This window comes from uncultured Shewanella sp., assembly GCF_947491715.1.
In the GTDB taxonomy this organism is placed as follows: domain Bacteria; phylum Pseudomonadota; class Gammaproteobacteria; order Enterobacterales; family Shewanellaceae; genus Shewanella.
Map to the genome: position 1 here is coordinate 153658 of NZ_CANLKR010000004.1, position 24971 is coordinate 178628.

At 40.0% G+C, this 24971-nt stretch carries 22 protein-coding genes; 10 read left to right on the top strand and 12 right to left on the bottom strand.

Features of this window, described 5'->3' with window-relative positions:
• Positions 1-16 precede the first annotated feature (16 nt).
• Positions 17-1636, bottom strand: coding sequence for a hypothetical protein (locus Q0779_RS05975; RefSeq protein ID WP_298770523.1), 1620 nt, complete (start codon positions 1634-1636; stop codon positions 17-19).
• A gap of 199 nt (positions 1637-1835) precedes the next feature.
• Here Q0779_RS05975 and Q0779_RS05980 point away from each other — a divergent pair, with 199 nt between their 5' ends.
• From Q0779_RS05980 to Q0779_RS05990, 3 genes are all read left to right on the top strand, one after another.
• Positions 1836-2708 carry a LysR family transcriptional regulator gene (locus tag Q0779_RS05980; protein ID WP_298770525.1) on the top strand — a complete coding sequence of 291 codons (873 nt, stop codon included), beginning with the start codon at positions 1836-1838 and terminating at the stop codon, positions 2706-2708.
• A 283-nt stretch (positions 2709-2991) separates the two neighbouring features.
• Entirely contained in the window at positions 2992-4944 is a 1953-nt protein-coding gene (locus tag Q0779_RS05985) for a methyl-accepting chemotaxis protein (protein ID WP_298770527.1), read from the top strand.
• Positions 4945-5019: 75 nt separating this feature from the next.
• Complete coding sequence (locus tag Q0779_RS05990; protein ID WP_298770529.1) at positions 5020-5490, top strand: MEKHLA domain-containing protein; 471 nt, start codon at positions 5020-5022, stop codon at positions 5488-5490.
• Positions 5491-5516: 26 nt separating this feature from the next.
• Here the strand turns inward: Q0779_RS05990 and Q0779_RS05995 are convergent, their stop codons facing one another.
• From Q0779_RS05995 to norR, 3 genes are all read right to left on the bottom strand, one after another.
• Positions 5517-6182, bottom strand: a complete 666-nt coding sequence (locus tag Q0779_RS05995; RefSeq protein ID WP_298770531.1) for a short chain dehydrogenase — start codon at positions 6180-6182, stop codon at positions 5517-5519.
• 353 nt (positions 6183-6535) lie between these two features.
• Positions 6536-7630, bottom strand: coding sequence for a fatty acid desaturase (locus Q0779_RS06000; protein WP_298770533.1), 1095 nt, complete (start codon positions 7628-7630; stop codon positions 6536-6538).
• An 87-nt stretch (positions 7631-7717) separates the two neighbouring features.
• Entirely contained in the window at positions 7718-9313 is a 1596-nt protein-coding gene (gene norR, locus Q0779_RS06005) for a nitric oxide reductase transcriptional regulator NorR (RefSeq protein ID WP_298770535.1), read from the bottom strand.
• Positions 9314-9543: 230 nt separating this feature from the next.
• Between norR and Q0779_RS06010 the strand changes: the two genes are divergently transcribed.
• From Q0779_RS06010 to Q0779_RS06025, 4 genes are all read left to right on the top strand, one after another.
• On the top strand, positions 9544-10791 hold the full coding sequence (locus Q0779_RS06010) for an NnrS family protein (protein WP_298770537.1): 1248 nt from the start codon (positions 9544-9546) through the stop codon (positions 10789-10791).
• 62 nt (positions 10792-10853) lie between these two features.
• A complete protein-coding gene (hmpA, locus tag Q0779_RS06015) occupies positions 10854-12071 on the top strand; it encodes an NO-inducible flavohemoprotein (protein ID WP_298770540.1) in 1218 nt (405 codons plus the stop codon).
• Between the two features lie 371 nt (positions 12072-12442).
• Positions 12443-12661, top strand: a complete 219-nt coding sequence (locus Q0779_RS06020) for a GNAT family protein (RefSeq protein ID WP_298770541.1) — start codon at positions 12443-12445, stop codon at positions 12659-12661.
• Positions 12662-12708: 47 nt separating this feature from the next.
• Positions 12709-14175 carry a sodium:alanine symporter family protein gene (locus Q0779_RS06025; RefSeq protein ID WP_298770543.1) on the top strand — a complete coding sequence of 489 codons (1467 nt, stop codon included), beginning with the start codon at positions 12709-12711 and terminating at the stop codon, positions 14173-14175.
• A gap of 55 nt (positions 14176-14230) precedes the next feature.
• Here Q0779_RS06025 and Q0779_RS06030 read toward each other — a convergent pair whose 3' ends face one another.
• From Q0779_RS06030 to Q0779_RS06065, 8 genes are all read right to left on the bottom strand, one after another.
• On the bottom strand, positions 14231-14803 hold the full coding sequence (locus tag Q0779_RS06030) for a hypothetical protein (RefSeq protein ID WP_298770545.1): 573 nt from the start codon (positions 14801-14803) through the stop codon (positions 14231-14233).
• The gene (locus Q0779_RS06035) at positions 14797-16392 is read right to left on the bottom strand and encodes an FAD-binding protein (RefSeq protein ID WP_298770547.1); all 1596 of its coding nucleotides are present in this window, start codon (positions 16390-16392) and stop codon (positions 14797-14799) included. The genes Q0779_RS06030 and Q0779_RS06035 overlap by 7 nt, the downstream gene beginning before the upstream one ends.
• A gap of 206 nt (positions 16393-16598) precedes the next feature.
• Positions 16599-17363 carry a heme ABC transporter ATP-binding protein gene (locus Q0779_RS06040; RefSeq protein WP_298770549.1) on the bottom strand — a complete coding sequence of 255 codons (765 nt, stop codon included), beginning with the start codon at positions 17361-17363 and terminating at the stop codon, positions 16599-16601.
• An 18-nt stretch (positions 17364-17381) separates the two neighbouring features.
• Entirely contained in the window at positions 17382-18395 is a 1014-nt protein-coding gene (locus Q0779_RS06045; protein ID WP_298770550.1) for an iron ABC transporter permease, read from the bottom strand.
• A complete protein-coding gene (locus Q0779_RS06050; RefSeq protein WP_298770552.1) occupies positions 18392-19369 on the bottom strand; it encodes a hemin ABC transporter substrate-binding protein in 978 nt (325 codons plus the stop codon). The genes Q0779_RS06045 and Q0779_RS06050 overlap by 4 nt, the downstream gene beginning before the upstream one ends.
• A gap of 184 nt (positions 19370-19553) precedes the next feature.
• Positions 19554-19985: a biopolymer transporter ExbD gene (locus Q0779_RS06055; protein WP_298770554.1), complete on the bottom strand. Its 432-nt coding sequence runs from the start codon at positions 19983-19985 to the stop codon at positions 19554-19556.
• A complete protein-coding gene (locus Q0779_RS06060) occupies positions 19982-20719 on the bottom strand; it encodes a MotA/TolQ/ExbB proton channel family protein (protein WP_298770556.1) in 738 nt (245 codons plus the stop codon). Before Q0779_RS06060 ends, Q0779_RS06055 begins: the two co-directional genes overlap by 4 nt.
• 28 nt (positions 20720-20747) lie before the next feature.
• On the bottom strand, positions 20748-21539 hold the full coding sequence (locus Q0779_RS06065) for an energy transducer TonB (protein ID WP_298770558.1): 792 nt from the start codon (positions 21537-21539) through the stop codon (positions 20748-20750).
• Positions 21540-21784: 245 nt separating this feature from the next.
• Between Q0779_RS06065 and Q0779_RS06070 the strand changes: the two genes are divergently transcribed.
• From Q0779_RS06070 to hutZ, 3 genes are read left to right on the top strand one after another with little or no spacing between them, the layout of a single operon-like run.
• A complete protein-coding gene (locus Q0779_RS06070) occupies positions 21785-23773 on the top strand; it encodes a TonB-dependent hemoglobin/transferrin/lactoferrin family receptor (RefSeq protein ID WP_298770560.1) in 1989 nt (662 codons plus the stop codon).
• A gap of 23 nt (positions 23774-23796) precedes the next feature.
• Complete coding sequence (hutX, locus tag Q0779_RS06075; RefSeq protein ID WP_298770562.1) at positions 23797-24297, top strand: heme utilization cystosolic carrier protein HutX; 501 nt, start codon at positions 23797-23799, stop codon at positions 24295-24297.
• Between the two features lie 23 nt (positions 24298-24320).
• A complete protein-coding gene (hutZ, locus tag Q0779_RS06080; protein ID WP_298770564.1) occupies positions 24321-24851 on the top strand; it encodes a heme utilization protein HutZ in 531 nt (176 codons plus the stop codon).
• Positions 24852-24971 lie beyond the last annotated feature (120 nt).

Consider the following 24971-nt stretch of genomic DNA (forward strand, 5'->3'; position numbering starts at 1 on the left):
CGTAACAAGGAGACGATTAGTGGCTTAATCTTGCCTGCAAGGCCTCAGCTAATTGCGTCTCGATTTGTGTTAATTCTTTTTCAAAGAAGTACTCATCGGTGTCAAAGGGGAGTAAACAGTCGATTTTGTTTTCGACTTCATTGTATTTAGCGTGAAATACGCGATCCATCCATTTCATGTTGCGTGCTTCAGTAAATTGCAGTGCAAAACACTTTTCACCATTGATGATAGAGGTGCCCAAGATCGCCAGTTTTCCAGCTGAAATTGTCATTGAAATATGTCGAGACGGGCGGTTGATTGACGCTAAAGAACGGTAGATGGTGTTAAAGATCTGCTCGATTTTAGCCAGAGGAGCGGTATAGTAATGATGTTCACCTGTGGGGCGGGCGCAATACATGGAATGAAAGCCAATGCTCATAATGCCTAAAATTTCAGCCAGATGGATCCAGTTTTTAGCGGACTTATTCACATCGACTTCGCCTGTTTCGTCTGTAAACAAGCTGATGTGATGCATGATGGGGCTCTGTGAGCGAATATTTACCCCATGGTTTTGCAAGCGTCGAATCGCGGCGATAGTGCTAGGGTTTAAGAGTTCTCTTGGGGTTGAAAAGTGTGCCATCCAAGCGAGTTGAATCCCATTATCTCTTAGCATATCAAAGACTTTTAACATTTCATCATATTTATCACTTAAGATCATTTCAGGCTGAAAGGTCAGTGAACGTGTGGCTAAGCGCACATTTTTGACATGTAACAAACTGGGATCTTGAATTAAAGGCATGACATATTGCTTTAATCGACTGGCAGGCATGTAGCCACCATCACCACCCGTTATCAATAAATCTGTAATTTCAGTATGTTGACGAACATAGTCATGAATTTGCTGAATATCTTTTTGGATGAACATGTCTTCATCGCCTCGTACTTGTGCATGACGAAAACAATAAGTACAAAAAGAAAAGCAGTTCTGGGTGGTTTTATCAAAAATTAACTGACACTGAGGGTATTTGTGCTGGGAGCCATCAAGAAACTCAATTTCACCGGATGCATTTTCAAACCAAGGTTTATTCAGTTGTTGATTACCATCGTGAGGATTGGTTCTTTCCATATACTCAATGGCAATTTGGGTGCGTGCTTTCGCACTGGTTTCACTGACATAACGTTCTGTCGCTTGCGGTTCAATCATGCCGGGCTGAGCAAAGACAAGTTGAAAAACGGAATCTTGCTGATAGTTGTCCCAATTAATGCTGTTTAACGAATGGCGAGTGGCTAAAAAGCGGTAGACTTCGACGAAAAACTCTCGCTCTGCAATATGACCTATTTCGATGCCATTTTTAGCTAAAATTGCGCAGACTTCGCGAAAACCAGATAGCCCTGTGTAGTGATCTTTGCCATGAAAGAGAAAGGGTTTATTTTCTAAAAAGCCAGAATGTTGCGGATAAGAGGCGTGTAATCGACTCAGCAAGCCTATGGGTAACAAGTTCTCTTGCTGGATAATCTGTCTCGTTATTTGGCTGTATTCATAACGTTGCATACTGTGTTCGAGATTATCTGTCGATACGACTAAATGAGGCGCTTGTGTGTGCTTTTCTTCAATGATTTTAATCTCTAGATTGGCAGAGGCTGTGGATGAAGTCATTATCTTTCCGTGCATTAATGGATGGATAAAAAACCTTATATAAAGTATGGTTTATTGAATAATATTATTTTTTGATGTCTCTTATAGCTCCCTCCTATAGCTGTTTATTATTGCTCAAGGATTAAGACGCGCAGGATCTGTTGACTCATTATTATCTTGTTTGTATGTTGAGAGAGATGAAATAAGGAAGTGGTTTAGAATGATGGAGTTACGTTCATTAAAGTATTTTCAAGCGGTTTATGATCAGGGCAGTATTAGCGCCGCGGCAAAAATTTGTTTTGTTTCTCAACCTTCTATTACCGCTGCTATTCAGCAGTTGGAGTCATTATTATCTGTCACCCTTTTTATTCGCCATGCTCGAGGCGTACTCCCGACGGCTGCAGCAGATAAGCTCTATCCGTTAGCAAAAGATATCGCTGATAACACCCATTCTATTTATCATCTTTTTTCTGATAGCCCTCAGCCAGTGAGTTTGCGTTTAGGGATAATGCGCTCACTTGGGGCGAAACGAATGAGTTTTTTTATTAAGCAGATCTCAGAAAAAATTGATAATCTAGAGCTGACGTTGGTTGATCCTGAGGAACCCTGTGATATTCGTGTTGTATTAGCTCATACAGTCACCAGTCAAGAGAGCTTTATTCCTGTTTGGCAAGATGATTACCAATTAGCGGTACCGATAAATTGGCCACAGGCGAGGCAAAAAGAGGTCAACCTCTCTCAATTGGATGCGATGCCTTTTATCCATCGAATGCCCTGTGATGCGCTCAATAAGCTTAAAGCTGAGATGATCAATCATGGGGTGCATTTTCAGCATAGAGCGAATATACGCACCATTGAATATGCTTGGCAATTGGTGAGTACGGGCATTGGCGCTGCGTTATTACCTAATTGGCAAGAGATAAAAGAAACCGAAGGTATTCAATTACTCCCTATAGAAGGGTTGAACTTAGTGAAACATATTGGTTTGGCTTATAAAACGAATAAAGCTAATACGCCGCTCATTTCGGCTGTAAAAGAGGTCTGTAAAGAACGCGTTTTGTTAGTCAAAAGCCAGATTTTAATCAATCCTTAAAACCTCCTTAAAGCCAGATTTTAATCAATCATTAAAACCTCATTAAAGCTGCCGTTAAGTAGCGTCGCTTCTTATTTAACTCAAACAATCAGACTTTACCATTTGACCTTAGTGGTAATTTCTATACAATGCTCGCCCTTGTTTGTTAACCGACTGATTATAAATGTATAAATAATCATCCTCTTTCTATTTCATCGGTCAATTTGGCGGGTGTTGTTTTTTGTAGAACCTAGGCCTTAGGCCCTTAGGGTCACAATTTTAAAATCGTGTTAGGGACGAAAGTATGAATATTAAAAAATGGATAGCGTCTTTTTCTATCCGCAGAGGGTTAGTCGGGCTTACCAGCATTGCGTTATTAACATCCATTATCTTTGCGACTTTTTCTTCTAATTATGTCTTTCGTTCCATTGTTGAAAATAGAGCAAAAAGCGAAGAATTGCCGAATCGATTAGAGAAAATCAAAAATAAGATTTCAAGTGAATTACAGATCCCTATCTCATTGTCAAAAGGGATTGCCCAAAATCAGTTTTTAATTGATTGGGCATTAAAAGGAGAGCAAGAAAGTGAAATAGCGCCTGTTCTAGCCTACTTGTCGCGCCTTAAAAATGAAAACGATGCCAGTACCGTTTACTGGATTTCTGTTAAAGAAAATAAGTATTATAAAGATACGGGATTTTCTGAAACCTTGCTTGAAAGTCACGCAGGACACCAATGGTTTTTTGAACGTTTAAAAAAACCTGATTTGGTTTCACTGGATTTAGATATCGATATGGTGTCAAAGCGCATGACGGCGTTTGTGAATGTTTTGGTGCGTGAAAAAGGTAAAGTTATTGCCATTGCAGGGATGGGATATGAGCTAGGGCATATTATTGATATTGTGACTCGCAATCACATAGGTCAGTCGGGTTTTGTGTTTACCACGAATGAGAGTGGACTCATTACCGTTCACCCTCAGCTTGATAGAGTAGATCGTGATTCAGTGAGTATGCTTGAAGGCTATCAAAGCATTGCGCGCACATTACAGCAAGAAAATACCGATGTCGTTGTGGAAGAAACCACTAAAAATGGGCAAACTTACTATTTAGCGAGTGTGTCTATTCCTGAGTTAAGTTGGCAATTATTCGCTGAATTACCCGTGAATGAGTTGATGACTGAGTTGGACAAAATTACCACCTATAGCATGATGATTAATCTTCTTATTGGCGGTATTTTTGTGTTAATTATGCTTTGGGTGACTTATTTTTTAACCCGTCCCATTAATGATGTGGCATTAGCATTAAGCAATATGGCTGATAACGGAGGGGATTTAACGCAGCGTTTAGATGACAGTCGCAATGATGAATTAGGCTTGCTTGCTAAAGGTTTTAATGCATTTGTTGATAAATTGCATAATGATATTAAACGGATCGATAAAGATCAAAAAACCTTAGCTAACGTCATTGTGGATCTCTCTGTTGCATCGGAAGAGACAATCAAGACTACCCAAGATCAAAGAGTTAATTCCGAGCAGGTGGCCACAGCGATTAATGAAATGGGGGCCACAGTGCATGAGATTTCTCGTTTGGCGATGACTACATCTCAAAAAACTGAAGCGACGAAAGAAGATACACAAGCGTCAAATGAAGTGGTAAAAGATGCCAGTAGTGTGATTAATGAGTTAGCCTCAGAAATTCAGTTAACTGAGTCTAAAATTACCGAGTTGGCAAAACATGCCGAATCAATCAGTACTGTGATTGATGTGATCAGCGGTATTTCAGACCAAACTAATTTACTGGCGCTCAATGCCGCTATTGAAGCGGCAAGAGCCGGAGAGCAAGGTCGAGGCTTTGCTGTTGTTGCCGATGAAGTCAGGCAGCTTGCTCAGCAAACCCAAGCTTCAACTGAGGAAATTCGTAAAGTCATTGGACAATTTCAAGAAGGCACGCAAGAAGCCGTTGATGCCATGAGCGTGGGGATCCTATCGAGCAGGCAGGGCGTTGATAAGTCAACAGAGGCCAGTGAATCGTTGCAAAAAGTGACCGAAGTTATTCAACAAATTGCTGATATGAATTGTCAGGTTGCCACGGCCACAGAAGAGCAAAGTACCGTTGTTAATTCACTCAATGAAAATGTGATCACCATTGCCGATTTGTCATCCCATATTCATACCTTAGCGGATAAAAACGATCGTGGTATTCAACAATTAGCGCACTTATCAGAAGAGCTATCAGTGCTCGTGAGTCAATTTAAAATTTAAGCTTTGATGACGTTGACAAGGTGTGAAAAAGTGATATTTTCAATGCACTGTTTTATGCCTTTTCGGAGCGGGAGTATGAGTCCATCCTGTCCATTAGATGAGTTCTGGTATCAGTCACATGCTGAGCGAATAGTATCAAGTTTTAAGCGATTAACAGGCAATGATTTATTACCAATAAAAGCGTTTTCACAGCCATTGATAGAGGCTTTAGATCAAGTGCCTTTTGCGATTTTATCTCATGGTGTTGAGTCTGATCCTATTTTTAATTTTGGCAATCAGTTTGCACTGCGTTTGTTTGAGTGTGAATGGCGCGACTTTATTCAAATGCCCTCACGATATTCCGCCGAAACACCCTCTCAAGAGGAGAGGGCTGGATTACTTGAACAAGTCACTCGTAAAGGTTTTATTGATCAATATCGAGGCGTTCGAATTTCTGCAACAGGAAAACGTTTCATGATCAATAATGCTATCGTTTGGAATATTGTCGATGAACAAGGCTGTTATCACGGTCAAGCAGCCATGTTCAAAGATTACACGCGGCTTTAATTCTGCTTGAGTGAGTCGATTGATGACTAAAAAGTTTGAATGTCATCGCTTTCAAAAATAACGACTCCAGAATGTTCCTGTATAGAGGTGAGGTAAAGGGCTTTTGCCACTTGCCTTGTACTGATAGCGCGATATTTTTTTAACTTTCCTTGCAGTAATGGGGACAGTAAAGTGAGTAGTAAAAATCCTACATATTCTCCTAGTCGAAATTGTGCACGCTTTGTGCGAAGTAATGAGGGTCTAAAAATACGAATAGCGGGAATATGATACTGTTGGACTTGTTGCTCGACCTCTCCTTTTGTTTGAGTGTAATAATTTGAAGAGCGGGCATTCGCGCCTATTGCACTAATAAGAGACAATCCCTTGGCAGATGATAGCTCTGCAAATCGAGCCACGGATAAGACATACTCTTTATCGATACGCTTAAATGCTTCAACGGAACCAGCTTGTTTAAGTGTGCTACCTAAGCAGCAAAAAACCTGTCCATGCATCAATTCAGGATGGGTGTTAATGAACACTTGTGGATCCCATTCATCGTAATTAATGGAGTGAACGATGAGTTTGGGATGTGAAAATCCTAAGGGACGCCTAACCAAACAATGCACTTGGTCATATTCCATCGCTTTTAATAATAATGCTAATAGCTCTGTTCCGATGGCGCCAGTTGAGCCAGCAATGATTGCTGTTTTCATTTAATGTAAAGCCATTCTAGTTGATACTTATGACGATACTATCATTTAATGACAGCTATTTTAGTTGATACTTATTACCATACTATCATTTAATAACAGCTATTTTAGTCGATACTTATTACGAAACTATCATTTAATGACAGTCATTCTAGTCGATACTTATTACGATACTATCATTTAGCAACAGCTATTTTAGTCGATACTTATTACGAAACTATCATTTAATGACAGTCATTCTAGTCGGCAATTATTACCATACTATCATTTAATGACAGTTATTTTAGTCGATACTTATTACGAAACTATCATTTAATGAAAGTTATATTAGTCGGCAATTATTACCATACTATCATTTATGGTACTAAGGAAGAGCCTGATATACGACGCATTTTTTGTTTTCCTGTGGCGATGTTTACCATTTTTATAAACCGACGCCAAACATTTTCCTGCACATAAGGGATATGGTATTTTTCACAAGTATCTTTGATTTTTGGCTGAATAAACTTGTATTGACGCATGGGTAAACTGGGAAATAAATGATGTTCTATCTGATAATTTAAATACATATGGAGGAAATCGACTCTTTCACTACCATTGGGGTAATTGGTTGAGCCTAATATTTGCCTGAGATAATATTCAGCATTACGGTGTGTCTTTTGATTTATATCATCAAAACGATACAGATCAGCTCCGGAATGATTAGGGACAATAACAATAAACATTTGTATATTATGTATAAACTCAGCCAGTATTCGAGCGTAAAAAACATTGATACCCATACCTGGACTAAGCCATTCGCACAATAATGGCAGTGTAATAAAATGAAAGCCGATATAAGGAAGAAACAGCTTAAGCCACATATGACGGGGTGTTTTTTGGCGAATATCGAGAAAATTGTTAAGGTTAACCTCCTGATACCCGCTACAATGACTTAGCGTTTGAGGGCTGTAATAAGTAAATTTCCAGCTCATGGCTGCAAGGAGAAGAATAAACCATTTTATCAGAATGGGTTGCTGCATATTAGCAAGCCAGTTTAAATTATTTTCAACCAGATCGGGATCTTTATTTTCACCCGTAAAAGTATGATGAAGGTAATTGTGTTCATAATTCCAAGCGTCTGCTTGGATCCAGTCAAACCAGTCTAAATAGCGGCGAAAGCCTTGTGCGTAGTAAGAAGAGTGATAGCGTTTAGGGATATTTTTGATTTGGTTATAACCGCCATGGCCAATATGATGCATCAGTAGCCATTTGACCAATAAATGCTGGGATAGAAAAACGCCACCAACGAACCATAAGTCAAAAAAACACAACAATAACCCAGCCCAAAAAAAGACAGTCCCTAATGCTTCGATATATCGCATGTGGCGGTAATCTTTTCGGCTCACGGAAGCTTGTGCTGACATACCTATTTTTTTTATTTCTTTGACAAACTCATCAAGATTCTCCATTCCGTTTCCTTGAAATTGTTGATGTTGAGCTAAATAGGAAAAGCGTAATGCATTGAGCTTAGCTGAATGTGTATTATTTGCTTGGTGTTAGGTCGATTTGTGTATGGTTATGCCTAACCGCTTTGCGAGTCGAACGAGATTGGCTCTATCTGTCTCAAGCGCTCTTGCGCTTGCTGCCCAATTAAATTGGTATTTTTCTAGGGTTTGCTTAATGAGTTGGGCTTGAAAGGTTTGGGTTGCAGATTTTAAAGATGGATTATGTAATGGCTGTGTAGGAAGGGGAAGTTGTGAATATTCAGCTGGAGCCGATGTAGAAAGAGGCGTTTGTTTGGCAAGGGGAATATCACAATATTCGGGTAAAATATGAATAATATTTTCATGCCATTGCGCTTGTTTTGCTTTTAAAGCGGCTCGGCTTATCACATGTTCAAGTTCTCTTACATTTCCCGGCCAACGATAACTTGACAATATAGTGAGGGCCTGTGATGTTAAGATCAGTTGATTAATCCCAAGTTTACGTGCTGTATTTTCAACAAAATAACCTGCTAGTAAATGGACGTCATTGCCTCGTTCTCTCAATGGCGGCACCTCAATCGGATAAACACTCAACCTATGATAGAGATCGGCACGAAAGCGCCCAGCTTTGACTTCACTTTTTAAATCGCGGTTGGTGGCGGCAATGACCCGCACATCAACAGTTTTCGTTTTGTCTTCTCCCACGGCTTGTATTTCGCCACTTTGTAAAGCGCGTAGTAATTTGCTTTGTAAGTGCAGCGGTAATTCACCAATTTCATCAAGAAATAGTGTGCCGCCATCGGCCAGTTGAAATTTGCCTTCACGATTTTTTTCTGCGCCAGTAAATGCACCTTTACAGTGGCCAAAAAATTCACTTTCAGCGAGGTTTTCAGGTAATGAAGCACAGTTAAGCTGGATCATGGGCTTATGGTGCCTGTGTGAATCTTGATGAATATTGCCAGCAACCAGTTCTTTCCCCACCCCAGTTTCACCTAAGATCAATACATTGTAATCAGAGGTAGCAACGAGCTTTACATCATTTTTAAGGGCTTGTATGCATGGACTCAGGCCGATGATCTCACCACCACTACGCATAATCGCGGCTTGGCTCAATTCTTGAACAAGCGCATTAGAGTGCTTAGCTGAATCTTCGAGTTGTTCTAACCGTATCGCCGTTTTCATGGTGGCTGCGCTAATTTTAGTGATGATTTCAAGTACATTTGGATCAATTTCATCAAAGTGATTAGGCGTTAAACTATCTAAAGTGACGATACCGAGCAGCTGTTCATCTTGGTATAGCGGTAATCCCATACAAGCATGAATGGGAATATTGCCTGTTTGGGTCTCCAACAGTCCATCATAAGGATCCGGCAACTCACAGTCTTGACTAAAGGTGGTGGGCTTTTTTGACTGGCTAATAATGTGCAGGCGAGGATGCGCATGAATGTCGAAGCGTCGACCTAACGTATCGATTGATAGCCCCTCAATGGCCAACGGCTTTAGGGTGGCATTTTGATGCTGTATTTGGTGTTGTAATAGTGCGATGGCATCACATTTTATGGTTTTTCGAATGGTTGATAGTAACCGAGTAAATCTATCTTGATTGGTCACACTATTGGCAAGATCCAGTGCTAGGGCCAATATGGCTGAAATATCACTTTGCTTCATGTCTTTTTGACTCGATATGTGGTTTTTGACTTGTTTTATTGTGTGTCAAAATGACTCGATTTTCAATTTTTTCGAATAATTTTTTATTAACATATTATTTAATAAGTACTTTTTTATTTTGGCATATTACCTGCAAATTGCATGTTATGGATAATCTGCATGAAAAAGATGACAAGGTTTTCTTTATGTCATTGGAGTCGTTTTAATTGCCCTAGGCAATGAGGTAGTAAATGATGAGACCAATCAATTTAACAGAGCCAACTCCTGTAAGCAAAAAGGGGTATGATTTATTTGGCGCCCCAATTTGGATGCTCGCTTTTAGACCGCTTTTTTTGGGCGGAAGTTTAGTTGCCTTGCTGGGAATAAGTTATTGGAGCTTACTCCTTTCTGGTCATGTGACTTGGTCTTTAAGCATTCCAGCAAATGCGTGGCATGCTCATGAAATGATGTATGGTTTTGCAGCAGCAGTGGCCATGGGTTTTTTGTTAACGGCGGCACAAACTTGGACGGGAGTGCCAAGCGTTTCAGGAAAATCTCTGATGCTGCTAAGTTTTTTTTGGCTTTTAGCGCGTATCATGTTTTTTGTGAAAATGCCCAATAATAGTCTAATGGGTCACAATACCAATCTATTGCTAGTGGTTTTATTTCAAGGCATGTGGTGGCTCGGTGGTGTTTTCGCATTAAGCAGAATGTTGATCAAGGCTCGAAATAAACAAAATTATCCCTTTATTGGGATCCTCACAACGCTTTTTATTTTTAATATGTTATTTCTTTTTCTAGTGCTTAATCAGCAAAGTGTTTTAGCGCTTAAGCTGTGTGATGCCAGCGTCTTTATTTTCACTTTATTAATGGGCATTGTAGCTGGCCGTGTGATCCCTTTCTTTACCGCTAGAGGTTTATTATTACCTGAGCAAGTAAAATGTCCGAGACTCGATCGCTGTATTTGGATCTTGACGCTTTGGGTATTTATCAGTGTTATTGGAGACAGTCTTTTTTCAATTGATACTGCTCCTGGTATCAGTATTGCTGTGCTTTCTGTTTGTCATTTGTTGCGAAGTGTTTTTTGGTGGCGTAAAGAAATCATTAAAGTGCCTTTATTGTGGTCATTACAATTATCTTATTTCATGTTAGGTATTGGGCTTGCATTCATTGCATTGAGTTTTATCAATTCCCATATTCATTATAAAGATGTACTCCACTTGGTCACCATTGGCTCAATTGGAATGATGATCCTTTCAATGATGTCCAGAGTGTCTCTTGGGCATACTGGGCGAGCGTTAAATCCACCTTATTTCATGAATGTTGCCTTTCTTTGTCTATTTCTTGCGGCAATCACAAGAAGCTTACTGCCTTCATTGATAGGTGCACAAAATGCTTGGCTATCAAGCGGTGCATTATGGAGTGTAGGTTTCTTCCTCTTTTTGTTCCACTATTTCCCTATTCTTATCAAGAAGCGTGTTGATGGGCATATAGGGTAATTCACTTATTCACCTGTTAGGTGAGTAAAATTAATCTTTATTTACTGATATTTGGAAAAAATATGTTGTCTGAAAATACGATTAAAATAGTTAAGAGTACCATTCCCTTATTAGTGAGTGCTGGAACGGGGGTGACGGAACACTTTTATAATAGGATGTTTACCCATAACCCAGAGCTTAAACACATTTTTAATATGAGCAATCAAGCTACAGGCAAGCAACCTTTTGCTTTATTCAATGCATTAGCTGCTTATGCTCAACATATTGATAATCTAGAGGTGTTAACATCGGCCTTAAACAGGATCAATCATAAACATGCCAGTTTAAATATTTTGCCTGAGCATTATCCCATTGTTGGTCATCATCTTATCGAAACCTTAAGAGAATTAGTTCCGGATGCTTTTACCGCAGAAGTCGAAGAAGCTTGGACTCAGGCATATCAATTACTAGCTGACATTTGCATTACACAAGAACAAGGACTTTATCGGAGTAATGCTGAAAAAGCGGGAGGTTGGACAGGTGAGAGACGTTTTGTTATTGCAGAGAAAAATCAAGAGTCTGAGTTGGTAACGAGTTTTACATTAACCCCTATAGATGGCGGGGTCGTAGCCGAGCACCTTCCTGGGCAATATTTAGGCATTAAAGTAAAGCCAGAAGGCCTCGATTACACTGAAATACGCCAATATTCTATTTCGGATAAAGCGACGGCGAGTCAGTACCGGATCAGTGTAAAAAAAGAAGCGGGATCGCCAATGGGCCTAGTGTCTAATTACTTACATCGCTTATCTGAGGGAGATGAAGTTGAGGTATATCCGCCTGCAGGAGACTTTTACCTACAGTTGACCAATAAGCCTGTGGTGTTAATCAGCGCGGGTGTTGGTTTAACGCCTATGATGTCTATGCTAGAAACATTAGTGCAGGGGCAATTAAATCATTCTGTTCACTATCTTCATGCTTGTGAAAATAAAAAGCAGCATTCTTTTTTTGAGAGAGTCGCAGAACTGTGTGAGCAGCATGAGGCGTTGAGTGCGCATACTTGGTATAATGAGGAGTCAGAGGCTTCATTGATTAATCACGCTCATGATAATAATCAAATTAGAGAATCTAGTGGCTTAATGGCACTCACACGCATTCAAGGTGAGATACCAATAAAAGAAGGGGATTTTTATTTATGTGGCCCCAATGGTTTTATGAGTTTTATCAAACAGCAGTTAATATTATTAGGTGTTGAACCTGCACAAATTCATTATGAAGTATTTGGCCCCCATACAGACTTGTAACCTTTCAGAGTAGTAAAAAGCCCGCAACTGCGGGCTTTTTACTACTCTTCTATTTCTCAACTAGACTAATCTTATATTACCCATTTAGTTAAAGTATATTTACCTATGTGGATTAATGAAGATGTTTTACAAGGGGAGGCTGTGATACTCGAGCCTTTAACCCTGGAAGATACAGATGCGTATATTAAGGTTTCTGAGGATGGAGACGTATGGAAACTATGGTATACCACGGTCCCTAAACCCTAAGAAATAGAAGATTACGTCAAAAAAGCGATGAGTAATAAGCACAAAGGAGAGTTGGCCAATGTTGTTCGATCTAAATTAAATCTTAATTTATTGATGTTAATGATATATTTGATGATTGTAATTCGATGACTGTGGAGTTAAGAGCGCATTATTTTAACCAAGCCTCTCGACAAGCCATTGAACGTCTAGGGGCTAAGCAAGGTGGGGTGTTACGGAGTCATTGCATTATGCCCGATGGTTTTTTACGCGATACTGCAGTGTATTCGATTATTGCGAGTGAGTGGCCTGCTGTTAAATGTCATTTAAAAAATAAAATGCATTTACCATATCCTTCACGCCCTTAAAGTGATTAGGGGATTGCAACTTTTAATATTGAATAGTGAAATTTATCATGGACATAATTGACATTGTATTACAAGCACTATTAACTTGGGTGTGGGATTATGTCCTTATATACATGTTGTTATTTGTCGGGTTATATTTTAGTTTCAAAATAAAATTCTCTCAATTTACTCACTTCAAACATATGTTCTCTTTGTTAACTGAACATACGGGAACAAGAAAGCAAAGCAAAACGCGTATTTCATCTTTTGGGGCTTTTGCCGTCACGTCAGCTTCAAGAGTGGGGGCTGGAAATATTGCGGGTGTGGGTGTGGCGATTTATCTTGGTGGACCTGGGGCTATTTTTTGGATGTGGGTTATTGCATTGATTGGCACAGCTTCGTGCTTAATTGAAAATACCCTTGCTCAAGCTTATAAAAATAATACACCGGAAGGGAGTTTTAGAGGAGGGCCGGCTTTTTATATTGCTCAAGGATTAAAATCAAAAACATGGGCATTGATTTTTTCGGCATTAATGATTATTTCTTATGGTTTGGTATTTAATTCGGTACAGGCTAATACGATTGCTCATGTGATGACGTCTTCTTTTTCGATTTCAAATTTTAATGTTGCTATTGATTTGGTTATTTTTACCGTGCTAATTATCTTTGGAGGATTAAAAAGAGTGATCCGAGTCTCTGAAATACTCTTTCCTGTTATGGCGGTTTTATACCTACTAACCGCTTCAATTATTATCGTGATGAACTTTACGCAGATTATTCCTGTTTTTCAATTAATCCTGAGTGAAGCGTTAGGTTTTAAAGAGGCGACAACTGGCGCTTTCGGCTTTATGGTAATGCAAGGCATTAAACGGGGACTCTTTTCTAATGAAGCGGGAATGGGCTCAACACCCAATGCGGGGGCCGCGGCTTATGTATCTCATCCCGTAAAGCAAGGTTATATTCAATCATTGGGGGTGTTAGTTGACACTTTGCTTATTTCAAGTGCAACGGCTTTTATTATTCTATTGCCGCAAATGAATATGCTTCAACTTGGTATTACTGGGGTTGAGTTAGTACATCGCTCTATGACGATGAGTTTTGGAGAATTCGGAGGGTATAGTTTAGCGATATTAGTGATTATTTTTTCTTATAGCTCTATTTTAGGTAATTATTTTTATGGTGAAATGAACATTAAATATATAACCGATGCGAAATGGGTGTTAAATGCTTTTCGAGTTGCTGCAGTGTTGATGTTATTCTATGGTGCGATGACGGCAATTCGTTTTGTTTGGGATATGGCAGATCTTTTCATGGGATTATTAGCCATTGTGAATATTACAGCGATTTTTTTATTGAGAAAAGTTGCGCTTGCATTAGTTCAAGATTATATGAAACAGCTCGCTAAAGGGAAAGATCCAATATTTCATCGAGATAGCATTTCTCAATTAGAACAAGTCGAGTGTTGGGGAGATGATGAGTATCGTGTCTTTCAGCAAGATGCAAAATATCGAAAGACACAGCACTCAGAAAAATGACACGATAGAGAGTCGATTAATTTTCCCTGATAGTTTTAACATTGTTAGTGGTTTGTTATACCGTGGATTTTGTTTTTGGGCGCAGCCAGTTTCTAATGGGATCGATTAGCCAATATTTATTCATAATAAGTAATGCTTGTACGGGAAGGTAATGGCGTTTCGCATAAAAAATACAAGCGTAGTCTGCATTTTTTATGGGACCTTCATACAATTTATTCGGAAAGATGATAGATTGTAGTTTCGCGACTTTTGGGTGTTTCGCACCGCTCACAATATAACGTTTTTTACTTTTTTTCATATCCCAGAGTGAGTAGAGAAAAATCATTCCTCGATAAAATTGATTGACTTCATCTTTGACCCATAAGCCACCAGTTTCAATGACATCATCACCATGAGAGACAAAATGAGGTTGATTCTTTGTTTTAGGAACGTCTTCAAAATAGCGAATAGGATGATGAGTATTGAGGGTATAACCCGCTATCATATCACCTTGTTTATTTTTGAAGGCTCTGACGGTAGAAATACGTTTAAAGTGTTCAACTGAGGTATGATTACCTGATGCATCGGCATAATGTCGAGCATAAGTTTCAAACTCTTTATCTTGAGAAATGAGGTTAGTTGTTAACATGGTAAATCACCTACATAGGATTGTGTTTGATAGCGACCGGGATTGATAATATTTTGTGGATCGAGTGCTTGCTTTAAATGTGACTTGAGCGCTAGTGCATCGTCATTGAGTTCTTCTGATAATTGAAAAGGCATTTCATCGATGGCGCGTCGATAACAGGGCCAATTGTTTGCTTTAAAACATTGACGGAGTTTATTGACACATTTTTTGGCTCTGCGCTGCTCTTCAATATTATCCACATCGTAATAAAGGCTAATAATGGCTTGGCACATGTGAGCGGTAACACACGTCAGTGTCACTCCAAATTCAAAGCCAAACTCTTGAAATAGCTGCTTACTTTGTTGCATACAAGAGTTAATTTCTTGACTCAACATAGGCAGTGCGGGTGCGACCCAATAAAAGCCGCACTGGCTATCAATAGGATCTTTCTCTTCATTGAAAGCTTGTGTTTGATTACGCCAGTAACAGCCTTTTAGTGCCATGGGGTCGGGGTGACCTTCAAACATCATCATGGCTTTAGTAAATTGATTGATTTGCTCTTGTATATGACTTAAGCGTGATGAATATTTTAGAATAGGTGTGAAATAGTGAAGGGTCTTGTTGAGTCTTTTAAGTTGACTTAACGCAATGATTTTTACATCTGCAATGGCATTTAATGCTTGTTTAATTCTTTTCGCCTTAGCTTTAGCGACGTCTGGTGAACCCGAAACAATAAAAGCTGCTGTCCATGGCATGATACGGTGTTGTTTTTCAAGTGTGTTGATATCTTGATCAAGCGGCCCTGTCATTGGATCCCATCGGGTAAAATCAAATTGACTCACCATAGATAACATACGGAAATTATTACCGATGTGCGGTAGAGTATCCAAGGTGTTTTCAGCTTTAAGTTGACGCATGACATCGATATAAGCGCCAATATTCGATACTTTTTTGAGCCTGACTAAACAACGAAGACTTTGTTTTTGTCTTTGAGACAATTCAAAACGAATTTTGGTGACAATACCCAGGTTATTCTGAGTAAATATCTCCGTTAAACCTGCACTATGGCCTGTACGACCAAGATACCGTGTCGTTGTATCTAATGATTTCTTCTCTCCATTTGCTTGAATATACTCCGTTATTGTAAAATGTCGGCTGCGATATCCTTGTGAGCCGTGGCCAAATCCTCTTTCGAGTACATTACCCATGATGCTGGTGGCAGGACCTGCACCAGTACAATCAAGCATCCAAGGAGTGTTTGCTAAAAACTGAGCGAGTTGCCCCTGTGTGACACCGGGCGCGATTTCGACGACCCCTAACTCAGCATCATAGTGGAAAATGTCATTCATCTGGCTTAAATCAATGATAAGGTTATTTTCCCTAACAGGTGTTGAGCGACCATATCCCCAGTTTTTTCCAGTACTTATCACATAAAGTGCTTGATTTTGTTGGTGACACTTTTTAACAATATGGGTTAATTCATTGACTGTTTTTGGTTGATAAGCACCCGTTATATGTCGTTGATGATCCACTAACCCGCTATTGAGATACTGTTTACCGTCATTTTTGATTATTTCTATTTCAGTGGGATTGAGTTGTTCAAGAGACATACTTCTGTCCTGACTTATTTTTTGAGCAATTTTATCCTGTTTTGAAAGTATCAAATAGCGATTTATGTTAATTTTTTGTGATCTTGATCTTATTTGTAGCAATTAATAAACAAATGTATCCAAAGAGGTAAGAGAAATGATGTGTTATTTTTAGGGGGGGATAATGCACTATTGAGTTAAATTTCCCCCGCATTTTAAGGTGTCTATTAAATAATAATGGGATTGGTGTGTGAGCCGACTGTCATTATACTGGGATTATAATGCCAAATGTCATTAATGGTTTGGCGAGTAAGACACTGCTCAGGTAAGCCGGTTTGAACAATTTCCCCTTGCTTCATGATAAGGAGCTCATCAGTATAGCGAGAGGCCAAGTTGAGATCGTGCAATACAGTGATCACAGTGTATAGCCTGTGTTTAGCGAGGGATTGAACTAAGCCTAATACGTTATGTTGTTGTGCCAGATCCAGTGCAGAAGTGGGCTCGTCCAATAATAACAGGGGCGTTTTTTGAGCTTGGCTTAATTGAGTGAGTACTCTTGCAAGATGGACTCGCTGTTTTTCTCCACCAGAGAGACTGGGGTAAGGCCTATTTTTTAAATGGGAAATGGCCAGTTTTTCCAATAAATTATCCATGATAATCTGGCCTTGTTGGCGGCTAATGCTGAGTGGATAAAGCCCCATTGCAATCACATCCGAAACCGTAAAAGGAAAGCTTAAGCTAGACTCTTGAGGAAGGACGCCTAATAACGTGGCCAGTTCCTGTTTCGGCCATTGATTCAATTGTTGATGATGGAATTGAATTTTTCCTTCACTTATCACAAGATCCTGACTGATGGTCTTCAATAAGCTCGATTTTCCAGCGCCATTGGGGCCGATAATGCCGATAACTTTACCTGCTGATGCATTGAAGTTAATGTTATTGAGGACGGTTTTTTGATTAATCTTGAGTGTGAGGTTGCTGATGCTTAACATGATGTAATCACTTCTCGTTTATAGTTTATTTTTTTGCTTAATCAGGAGAACGATAAAGAAAGGGGCGCCGAGTAAAGCCGTAATTAATCCAACCGGAAGCTCTTGAGGGGATAATACATAACGTGCTCCCGTGTCGGCTAACATGAGCATTATGGCACCGAGTAGCGCACTGGAAGGTAATAGTGCTTTATGATCTGGGCCAATGATCATACGAATTAAATGAGGAACAATCAGCCCGATAAACCCAATAATACCCGTCGCAGCAACACTTATTCCAACGCCAAAGGCGCACAATAAAATGATTTTCAATTTAAGCTTATTAATGTTGATACCTAAATGCCTAGCTTCAGACTCTCCCAAGAGTAAGGCATTGAGTGCATTGGACGAGCGATGAAATTGCCAGCTTATTAGCGCTAAAGTGAGAGCGGTTAAAATAACATAGTGCCATTGAGCACCAGCAATGGAGCCCATTTGCCATAAGGTTAAATCTCTAAGCGCCATGTCATCGGCAAAGTAAACCAGTAACCCGATTGCGGCGCCTGTTAATGCGGCAATGGCGACACCTGATAACAATAATAATATCACAGAGGTACCATTATTCGCTTGAGCGAGGCGGTAAACGGTTAATGTGGTGATAAGTCCTGTGATAAAAGCACTGCTAGCAATACCCATTTCACCGCTTGAAGGGAAGAGAATGATGCATAATGCGGCGCCTAATGCAGCGCCCGAAGAGACGCCTATAATGCCAGGATCGGCTAATGGATTACGAAATAATCCCTGCATAACGGCACCACATTGGGCCAAAATGGCACCGACACATAAGGCCAGTAACGTACGTGGTAAGCGCACATTATTAATGATGAGTTGTTCCTGGACACCGAGAGGTTGTAATTGCCATTGGGTTGCCCAGCTGATGATGGCGCTAAAACTGTGTTGCAAACTGATTGGAATAGGGCCTGTCGCAATGGACATTAAACATGATAATAAGAGCAGTCCAAGCAATACAGGGAAAAGATAATGAGATGCTTTCATTCTACGGGCTCTTGGCTATTTTCTGGTAATGCACTTTTTGTCAACGAGATAAATTGCTGACTTAATATTTCTGCCTCATCAATAGCACTTAATCCCAACCCGCCGATCAGTGCTTTAGGCGGGATCACAAAAACGTGTTTATTTTGGTAAGCAGGTAGGCTGGCAAGTAATGGCATGTTGGCTAACAAGGGAAATAAGCTAATATCTTGTTTTTCAGTTGACTCATTACGTGAGGAGATGAGTATGATGTCAGGTTGCATTGATAAAATGCCTTCTTGTGAGACGGTTTTATAACCTGAAAATGTTGCGCTATTTTGGGATCCTGTTAGCTGTATAATAATATCGGCTGCGGTGTCGGCCCCTCCGACTTTTGCGGGTCTTCCTGCTTGTAAGAGCATAAATAAGACTTTGATGGGGTGACTGTCGCTTATTTGGTTGCGGTTTTTAGCTATCTTGTTAAGTTGTGCTGAAAGGTGGTTTTTTAACGTTTCTGCGTTATTGGTTTTAGCCAGCAATGTACTAACAGCATCGATATTATTGAATAATTCATTTTTGTTGGTCGCGCTGGGAAGGCTAATGACTTTGACATCGGCTGAGCGTAATAAAGCCAATGTGTTTGCAGGTCCCATGACATCACTGCCTAATAAAACATTGGGATGAAGAGAGAGCAAACCTTCTGCTGATAGCATGCGATGATATCCGACTTGTTTGATGTGCCTTAAGTTTTTGGGGATCTTGCTACTGGCATCGACAGCGATTAAATTATTCTCTCCTCCTAAGGCGAGAACCAGTTCAGTGATCCCTGCGCCAGCGCTGATAAGCCGAATGTCTTGAGTCGAGGTTGCGGCTTGCTGATTGGGTTCAAGTAATTCGGCTGAATGAGCTTTCACAGTTAAGCTGCTTGTGAGTAACAAAGCAGCACTGAAAGACAGCAGTATTGGAGAAGCTATTTTAGATAAAGTAATAGTAAACATAATAAAGGAAATGCCTATGTGTTCATTAATAAAGGTTATGTCTATGTGGTGTTCATTAATAAAGGTTATGTCTATGTGGTGTTCATTAATAAAGGTTATGTCTATGTGGTGTCCATTAATAAAGATGAATGCCTTTGATGACTTACCAGCATTGTTATTAGAATAGTGAAAATGAATGCAGGCATTATTGACTCTGTTCCATTAATACTTGCGTGTTCTTTATCTCATGTTGTTGCAATAAGCTCAGTGCGCGCATGAGTGGTTCAATAGAGGCCGATTTATCGGCTGCAATGATAATGTTGACATCAGGTTGCGTTTTGAAAGATGTATTAAAAGCGGCTTCAAATTCTGACCAATGATCATATCCTTGCCCATTAATGGCCCATTGAGGACTCGATGGCATCACATTAATCGTCATTTTTTTTTGCTCTGTGATGGGGGGTAAATGAGCATTAGGAGCCGACGGAACATCAAGATGCAAGCTTTGCAGGGGGGCATTGGCTGTAAGCAATAAAAAAACCAGCACAATAAAAATAATGTCAATAAGCGGGGTCATGTCAATGGCGACTGCGTCGTTTTGCATGAATGATGACAAGTTATTGTGAGGACTTATCATATTGAGACACTCTTTTTGATGTCATTTTTTGCTAATGGCTTTGAGGCATCTTTTGATACTGTTGAGAAAGCTGTTGGCGTGAAGATGTCAATCTGCGTGATGTTGGCAAGACCATTTAACCATAAATTGAGTTGGTTTAAGGTGTAAGCGGTTTTGTTGCATCTTTGCTCTGCCCAAAGATTAAAAAGTTGAGCAAATATGATAGCTGGAAGTGCGATTATCAGGCCTGCTGCGGTAGTATTCATGGCTAAGCCAAGCCCGGAAGAGAGCTGTGATGGCGTGATGGGCTCCTGACTTTGTGCAAGCGCTTCAAACATGCCAATCAGGCCTAACACGGTACCAAGTAATCCCATTAATGGTGCCACTGCGGCGATCAATTGCAGTAATTTTAACCCCGATTTTCTCACTGTTAATTGCTGGCTGAGCCATAAGCTGATGATGTTTTCGCGGGTGGCTTGGTCTTCATTTCGGTAAGTTAATAATAAGAAAGCGCCTTTTGCTTCCAACTCTTGGTTTTGTTCCAGTGCTTTCATGCTTTGTAAAATATAGCTTTCAGTGGGAGGGTTAAGGTTAAGGCTGAGTAGTTTTATTGCTTTTTTACTCTTTAGCAGATCATAGAGAACGAATGCCATTCTTTCTAGAATGATCATTAAGGTGATAAAAGCACAAAATCCCAAAGGCCAAGCTAAGTGGCCTAAGGCGTGGTTGAGTGACTGAAACAAGCTGTCATTCATTGAAATGATCCCTACTTAAAATTTTGAATTAATTGAGTGAAAATTTGATGGGTACCCGCACTTTATAGGTGTAGGCTGTTTGTTCATTTGGGGCGGAAAATCGCCATTTTTTAACGGCCTCCAGTGCGGCTTTATCTAATAAATTAAAGCCAGAACTGGAAATTAACTTCAGTGACAACTGTTTACCCGCTTGATCAAATAACACTTCTAATGTGGTAATACCTTCAAACCCTTTTTTCCTTGCCAGTCTAGGGTAATCAGGTTGGGCGGGTGGCGCTGCAAACTTTGGTTGACTGACTTCCATACTGGGTAAAATAGGCTTGGGTTTTTCTTGTGTTTTTTTGATCTGTGCTTGCTGGCTGTCTACTGAGTGATTGTCTGACAATTGAGTTAATTCTTGCATTTGGGCTGGTTGTTTATGGGGGGAGCGAGTGTGTTGAGTCGTTTTTGTCTGCCGTGATACTTGTCGTGTATCGTTCTGCTGTGTCGACGCGGTAGGTTTGTGTGTTATGGGAGCAACAGCAGATGGAACCGTCCCAGTTACTCTGCTCTTGGTATTAGCAGCGCTGGTGTTGAGTGTGTTTATCGGTGATTTGGGTGTCTCATTACTGCTTTTTTTATTATTTGTTATTTCGTTTTTGGCTATTTTTTCTTGATGGTCGGCCGTTGATTGGGTCAGTGTGAGGCTAACAGAGGTGCTGTTTGAAAGGCCTGATGGCGGAGTAAAAGCCAATGGTAATGTAGTGTGTTTTTGGCTTAATACACAGCCCAAGAGCAGTACGCTGATACTGGCAAAAAAAGCGTAGCGTTGATTCGTCATAATGCACATTTTCTGACGATGAAAACAGGATTAAGGGAAAGTGTTAACATTGACACATGACCTCTGAAGAGACAATACATTCAATTTATCTTATGTAATTTACACCTATTTTAATCTAAATGCAAACAAGAATGATTATCAGTTGTATTTCTGTTTTATGTCGGGTAGAGTGCCGTTAATGGAGAGTAAAGGCGCATTTCTGCTGCCTTTACGACTATTTTAATAAATGATTAAGGTGTACAAAGATGTTCACTAAGCAGTTGGCTGTTCTCATGGTGGTCTCGCAAACTCCTTTCGCTTTTGCCGATGAAAAGCAAACTTATACTGAGTTTGATGAAGTGTTAGTTTCCGCAACTCGTATTAATGAAAAAGCATCTGATACGAGCCAAAGTGTTGCTGTGGTCAATGAAGAAAAGCTACAAGAATTACAACCTAATTCAGTTGCCAGTGCATTGAAGTATGAAGCGAATATCGATACCACTAACGGCCCTAGAGCGACTTCTCAAGGCGTCGAAATACGCGGCTTGAGTGGTCAACAAGTTCTGCAAACTATCGATGGTGTGAGGCAAAATGCCAATTCAGGTCATAGAGGGACTTATTTTATGGACCCTGAGTTATTGCAGTCTATTGAAGTGATCCGAGGGCCTGCCAGTAGCATTTGGGGCAGCGGCGCCGTAGGCGGGGTTGTTGCTCAAAGAACAAAATCAGCCACTGATTTATTAGAAGATGGTGCCAGTTTTGGTGGCTATCTAAAGCAAGGTTATGAAACTAATGGTGATCGTCTCAGTACCAGTGGTGCGGTATATGGTAAACAAGATGATGTGGATTGGCTGATTAATGCCAGTAGTTTTGATAATAACAATATCAAAACCGGTGATGGTGAAACATTAGCAAACAGCGCTGCAGATGGAAATAGCGGTATTATTAAATTGGGCTGGCAAGCAGCAGAGAATCAGCGATTAGAATTAACAACGCGATTAAGTCAAATTGATGAACTTGTGCCCAGTAACCCCAGTACCAGCGAAGGAACCTCATCACCCTTAGTGAGACGAAATACAACCGATAAAAATGTGACCTTAGGTTATGACTATCAATCTATTGATTCAGAGCTGGTCAACTTAAAAACACAAGTTTACTGGAATGATACTCAGTATGATGAAGATAGGATAACCTACAATCAACAAGACAGTACCGATTATCAATCTGTAGGCTTTAGCGTCAATAATCAAAGCCGTTTTGATACTTGGTCATTATTATATGGTATCGATGCTTATCATGACACTATAGATACAGTCAGAGACGATACTGGGCAAGAAGGTGAGCGGGTCAACAATTTGAATGCCAGCTCTCAAGTGGCTGGAGCGTTTACTCAAGCCAATGTGGATTTAACCCAGAGTTTGGGATTAACAACCGCGTTGCGTTTTGATCATTATGAAAATAAAAGTGATAGCTTAGGCACATCCGCCAGCGACAGTGCAGTATCACCCACGTTAGGCTTGAAGTGGCAGGCCACCGATTGGTTAAGTTTAAGTGCACGATACGATCAAGCTTTCCGCGCACCAAGCATGGAGGAGATGTACTCTACTGGCACACACTTTTGTTATTACACCGGTTTTTGTAATAGCTTTGAAATTAATCCAGATTTGAAGCCGGAAACGGCAAAAAACAAAGAAATTCAAGCGAATATGAATTTCAAGCAGTTACTGGGTAATGATGAATTAGCGCTGACATTAAATGTCTTTCGCAATGACGTGAGTGACTATATTGAACAAGTCTTTACCACAACAACGACATCTTATCAAAATGTCAGTGATGCTAGGTTAACCGGCTTTGAACTAGGTGGTAATTATCGATATGAGCAGACACGTTTGACTGTTAATTATGGTCAAACAGAAGGTAAAGATAAAGATTCAAATGAGTATCTATCAAGTGTACCGGCTAATAAAGTGACCTTAGATTTGTCCCAAGGTTTGATGCAAGGTGAAGTGAAAGTGGGTACCCGTTTTACTCATGTCGATGCGCAAGATAATTTACCAAACGATACCGATGAAGTGTATTCCAATTATTCACTGATGGATCTGTATGCCTCGTGGGAGCCTGCTATGGGGACGTTTTCAGGCTTTCGATTTGACTTATCCGTTGATAATTTGACCGATAAACAGTATCGTCAAGCGTGGCAAACCTTGTATGAGCCTGGGCGTAATATCAAATTAGCGGCACGCTATCAGTTTTAATGATGTGATGCTGGAGTAGACAAATGCAACAGACTGATAATGACAAGATCCAACAATATTTTATTGATAATCCCAATATGATGCCCTCCCAAGTGGCTGATGCACTAAAGGTGTCAGAGCTGGCGGTTGTTAAAGCTTTACCCGATGATGAATGGCATTCCATTGCATTAACTGAGATGGATGAACTCTTTACCCACTTACCTCAGTGGGGAAATGTTACGACAATCATTACGGTTTCAGGGAATATTTTTGAATTTAAAGGGCCCTTTCCAAAGGGAAAATATGCTCGGGGTTATTATAACTTGATCCCCAAAAATAATGGTTTTCATGGTCATTTAAAACTTGATGAAATCATTCATATAGTGATTATCAGTAAGGCGTTTAGAGGCAGGGAAAGTTACTCTATTAATTTTTTTGGACGTTTTGAAGAAATCGTTTTTAAAGTGTATTTAGGGCGTGATGAAAAAGGTGTGTTATTACCCAAGCAGGTTGAGCGGATTAAACAGCTTATTAATCGAGTATGAAACGAATCACTTTTAGTGTGTAAGTGGGAAAAGAGATGACACAGAATAAACAGCAAAGACTCAGCGATAAGCTTTTACCTGAAATAGAAGCATTTAAGCAAGAATGTAAAACATTGCAATTGGCCACACTGGACAGTGAGCATGTGCCAAATGCGAGCTATGCCCCGTTTGCATTAGCGGATGATGGTTTTTATATTTTAGTCAGTGAGTTAGCTAGGCATGGGGTGAATTTAAAAGCCATGCCGCTTGTATCAGCAATGATGCTGGAAGATGAAGCGAAAGCCAAAAGCATTTTTGCTCGTCGCCGTTTAACCTTTGATACCCAAGTGGAATTGATTGAAAGAGACACAGCGGGTTTTCATAAAGGCATTGCAGCACTCAGTGAACGTTTTGGTGAGATGATTGATGGTTTGGCGGGGTTGAAAGATTTTAATCTATTTAAACTAACGCCTAATAAAGGTCTGTATGTAAAAGGATTCGGTCAGGCATTTAATTTAACGGGTGATGAATTACTCACTCTAGAATGGAAGCAAGATGGTCATCATGGTAAATAAAACCATCCATTAGCAGAGAATCATAAAGCCTTCATTTAATGAAGGCTTTATTTTACGTACACCAACGCATCAAATTATAAACAATAAAACTGCTTTTTATTTACAACGAAAAGAGTAAAT

Bases quoted from the DNA above. Each gene is read 5' to 3' on its own strand.
- Q0779_RS05975 (WP_298770523.1), bottom strand. From the start codon at position 1,636: ATGACTTCATCCACAGCCTCTGCCAATCTAGAGATTAAAATCATTGAA.
- Q0779_RS05980 (WP_298770525.1), top strand. From the start codon at position 1,836: ATGATGGAGTTACGTTCATTAAAGTATTTTCAAGCGGTTTATGATCAG.
- Q0779_RS05985 (WP_298770527.1), top strand. From the start codon at position 2,992: ATGAATATTAAAAAATGGATAGCGTCTTTTTCTATCCGCAGAGGGTTA.
- Q0779_RS05990 (WP_298770529.1), top strand. From the start codon at position 5,020: ATGAGTCCATCCTGTCCATTAGATGAGTTCTGGTATCAGTCACATGCT.
- Q0779_RS05995 (WP_298770531.1), bottom strand. From the start codon at position 6,182: ATGAAAACAGCAATCATTGCTGGCTCAACTGGCGCCATCGGAACAGAG.
- Q0779_RS06000 (WP_298770533.1), bottom strand. From the start codon at position 7,630: ATGGAGAATCTTGATGAGTTTGTCAAAGAAATAAAAAAAATAGGTATG.
- norR (WP_298770535.1), bottom strand. From the start codon at position 9,313: ATGAAGCAAAGTGATATTTCAGCCATATTGGCCCTAGCACTGGATCTT.
- Q0779_RS06010 (WP_298770537.1), top strand. From the start codon at position 9,544: ATGATGAGACCAATCAATTTAACAGAGCCAACTCCTGTAAGCAAAAAG.
- hmpA (WP_298770540.1), top strand. From the start codon at position 10,854: ATGTTGTCTGAAAATACGATTAAAATAGTTAAGAGTACCATTCCCTTA.
- Q0779_RS06020 (WP_298770541.1), top strand. From the start codon at position 12,443: ATGACTGTGGAGTTAAGAGCGCATTATTTTAACCAAGCCTCTCGACAA.
- Q0779_RS06025 (WP_298770543.1), top strand. From the start codon at position 12,709: ATGGACATAATTGACATTGTATTACAAGCACTATTAACTTGGGTGTGG.
- Q0779_RS06030 (WP_298770545.1), bottom strand. From the start codon at position 14,803: ATGTTAACAACTAACCTCATTTCTCAAGATAAAGAGTTTGAAACTTAT.
- Q0779_RS06035 (WP_298770547.1), bottom strand. From the start codon at position 16,392: ATGTCTCTTGAACAACTCAATCCCACTGAAATAGAAATAATCAAAAAT.
- Q0779_RS06040 (WP_298770549.1), bottom strand. From the start codon at position 17,363: ATGTTAAGCATCAGCAACCTCACACTCAAGATTAATCAAAAAACCGTC.
- Q0779_RS06045 (WP_298770550.1), bottom strand. From the start codon at position 18,395: ATGAAAGCATCTCATTATCTTTTCCCTGTATTGCTTGGACTGCTCTTA.
- Q0779_RS06050 (WP_298770552.1), bottom strand. From the start codon at position 19,369: ATGTTTACTATTACTTTATCTAAAATAGCTTCTCCAATACTGCTGTCT.
- Q0779_RS06055 (WP_298770554.1), bottom strand. From the start codon at position 19,985: ATGATAAGTCCTCACAATAACTTGTCATCATTCATGCAAAACGACGCA.
- Q0779_RS06060 (WP_298770556.1), bottom strand. From the start codon at position 20,719: ATGAATGACAGCTTGTTTCAGTCACTCAACCACGCCTTAGGCCACTTA.
- Q0779_RS06065 (WP_298770558.1), bottom strand. From the start codon at position 21,539: ATGACGAATCAACGCTACGCTTTTTTTGCCAGTATCAGCGTACTGCTC.
- Q0779_RS06070 (WP_298770560.1), top strand. From the start codon at position 21,785: ATGTTCACTAAGCAGTTGGCTGTTCTCATGGTGGTCTCGCAAACTCCT.
- hutX (WP_298770562.1), top strand. From the start codon at position 23,797: ATGCAACAGACTGATAATGACAAGATCCAACAATATTTTATTGATAAT.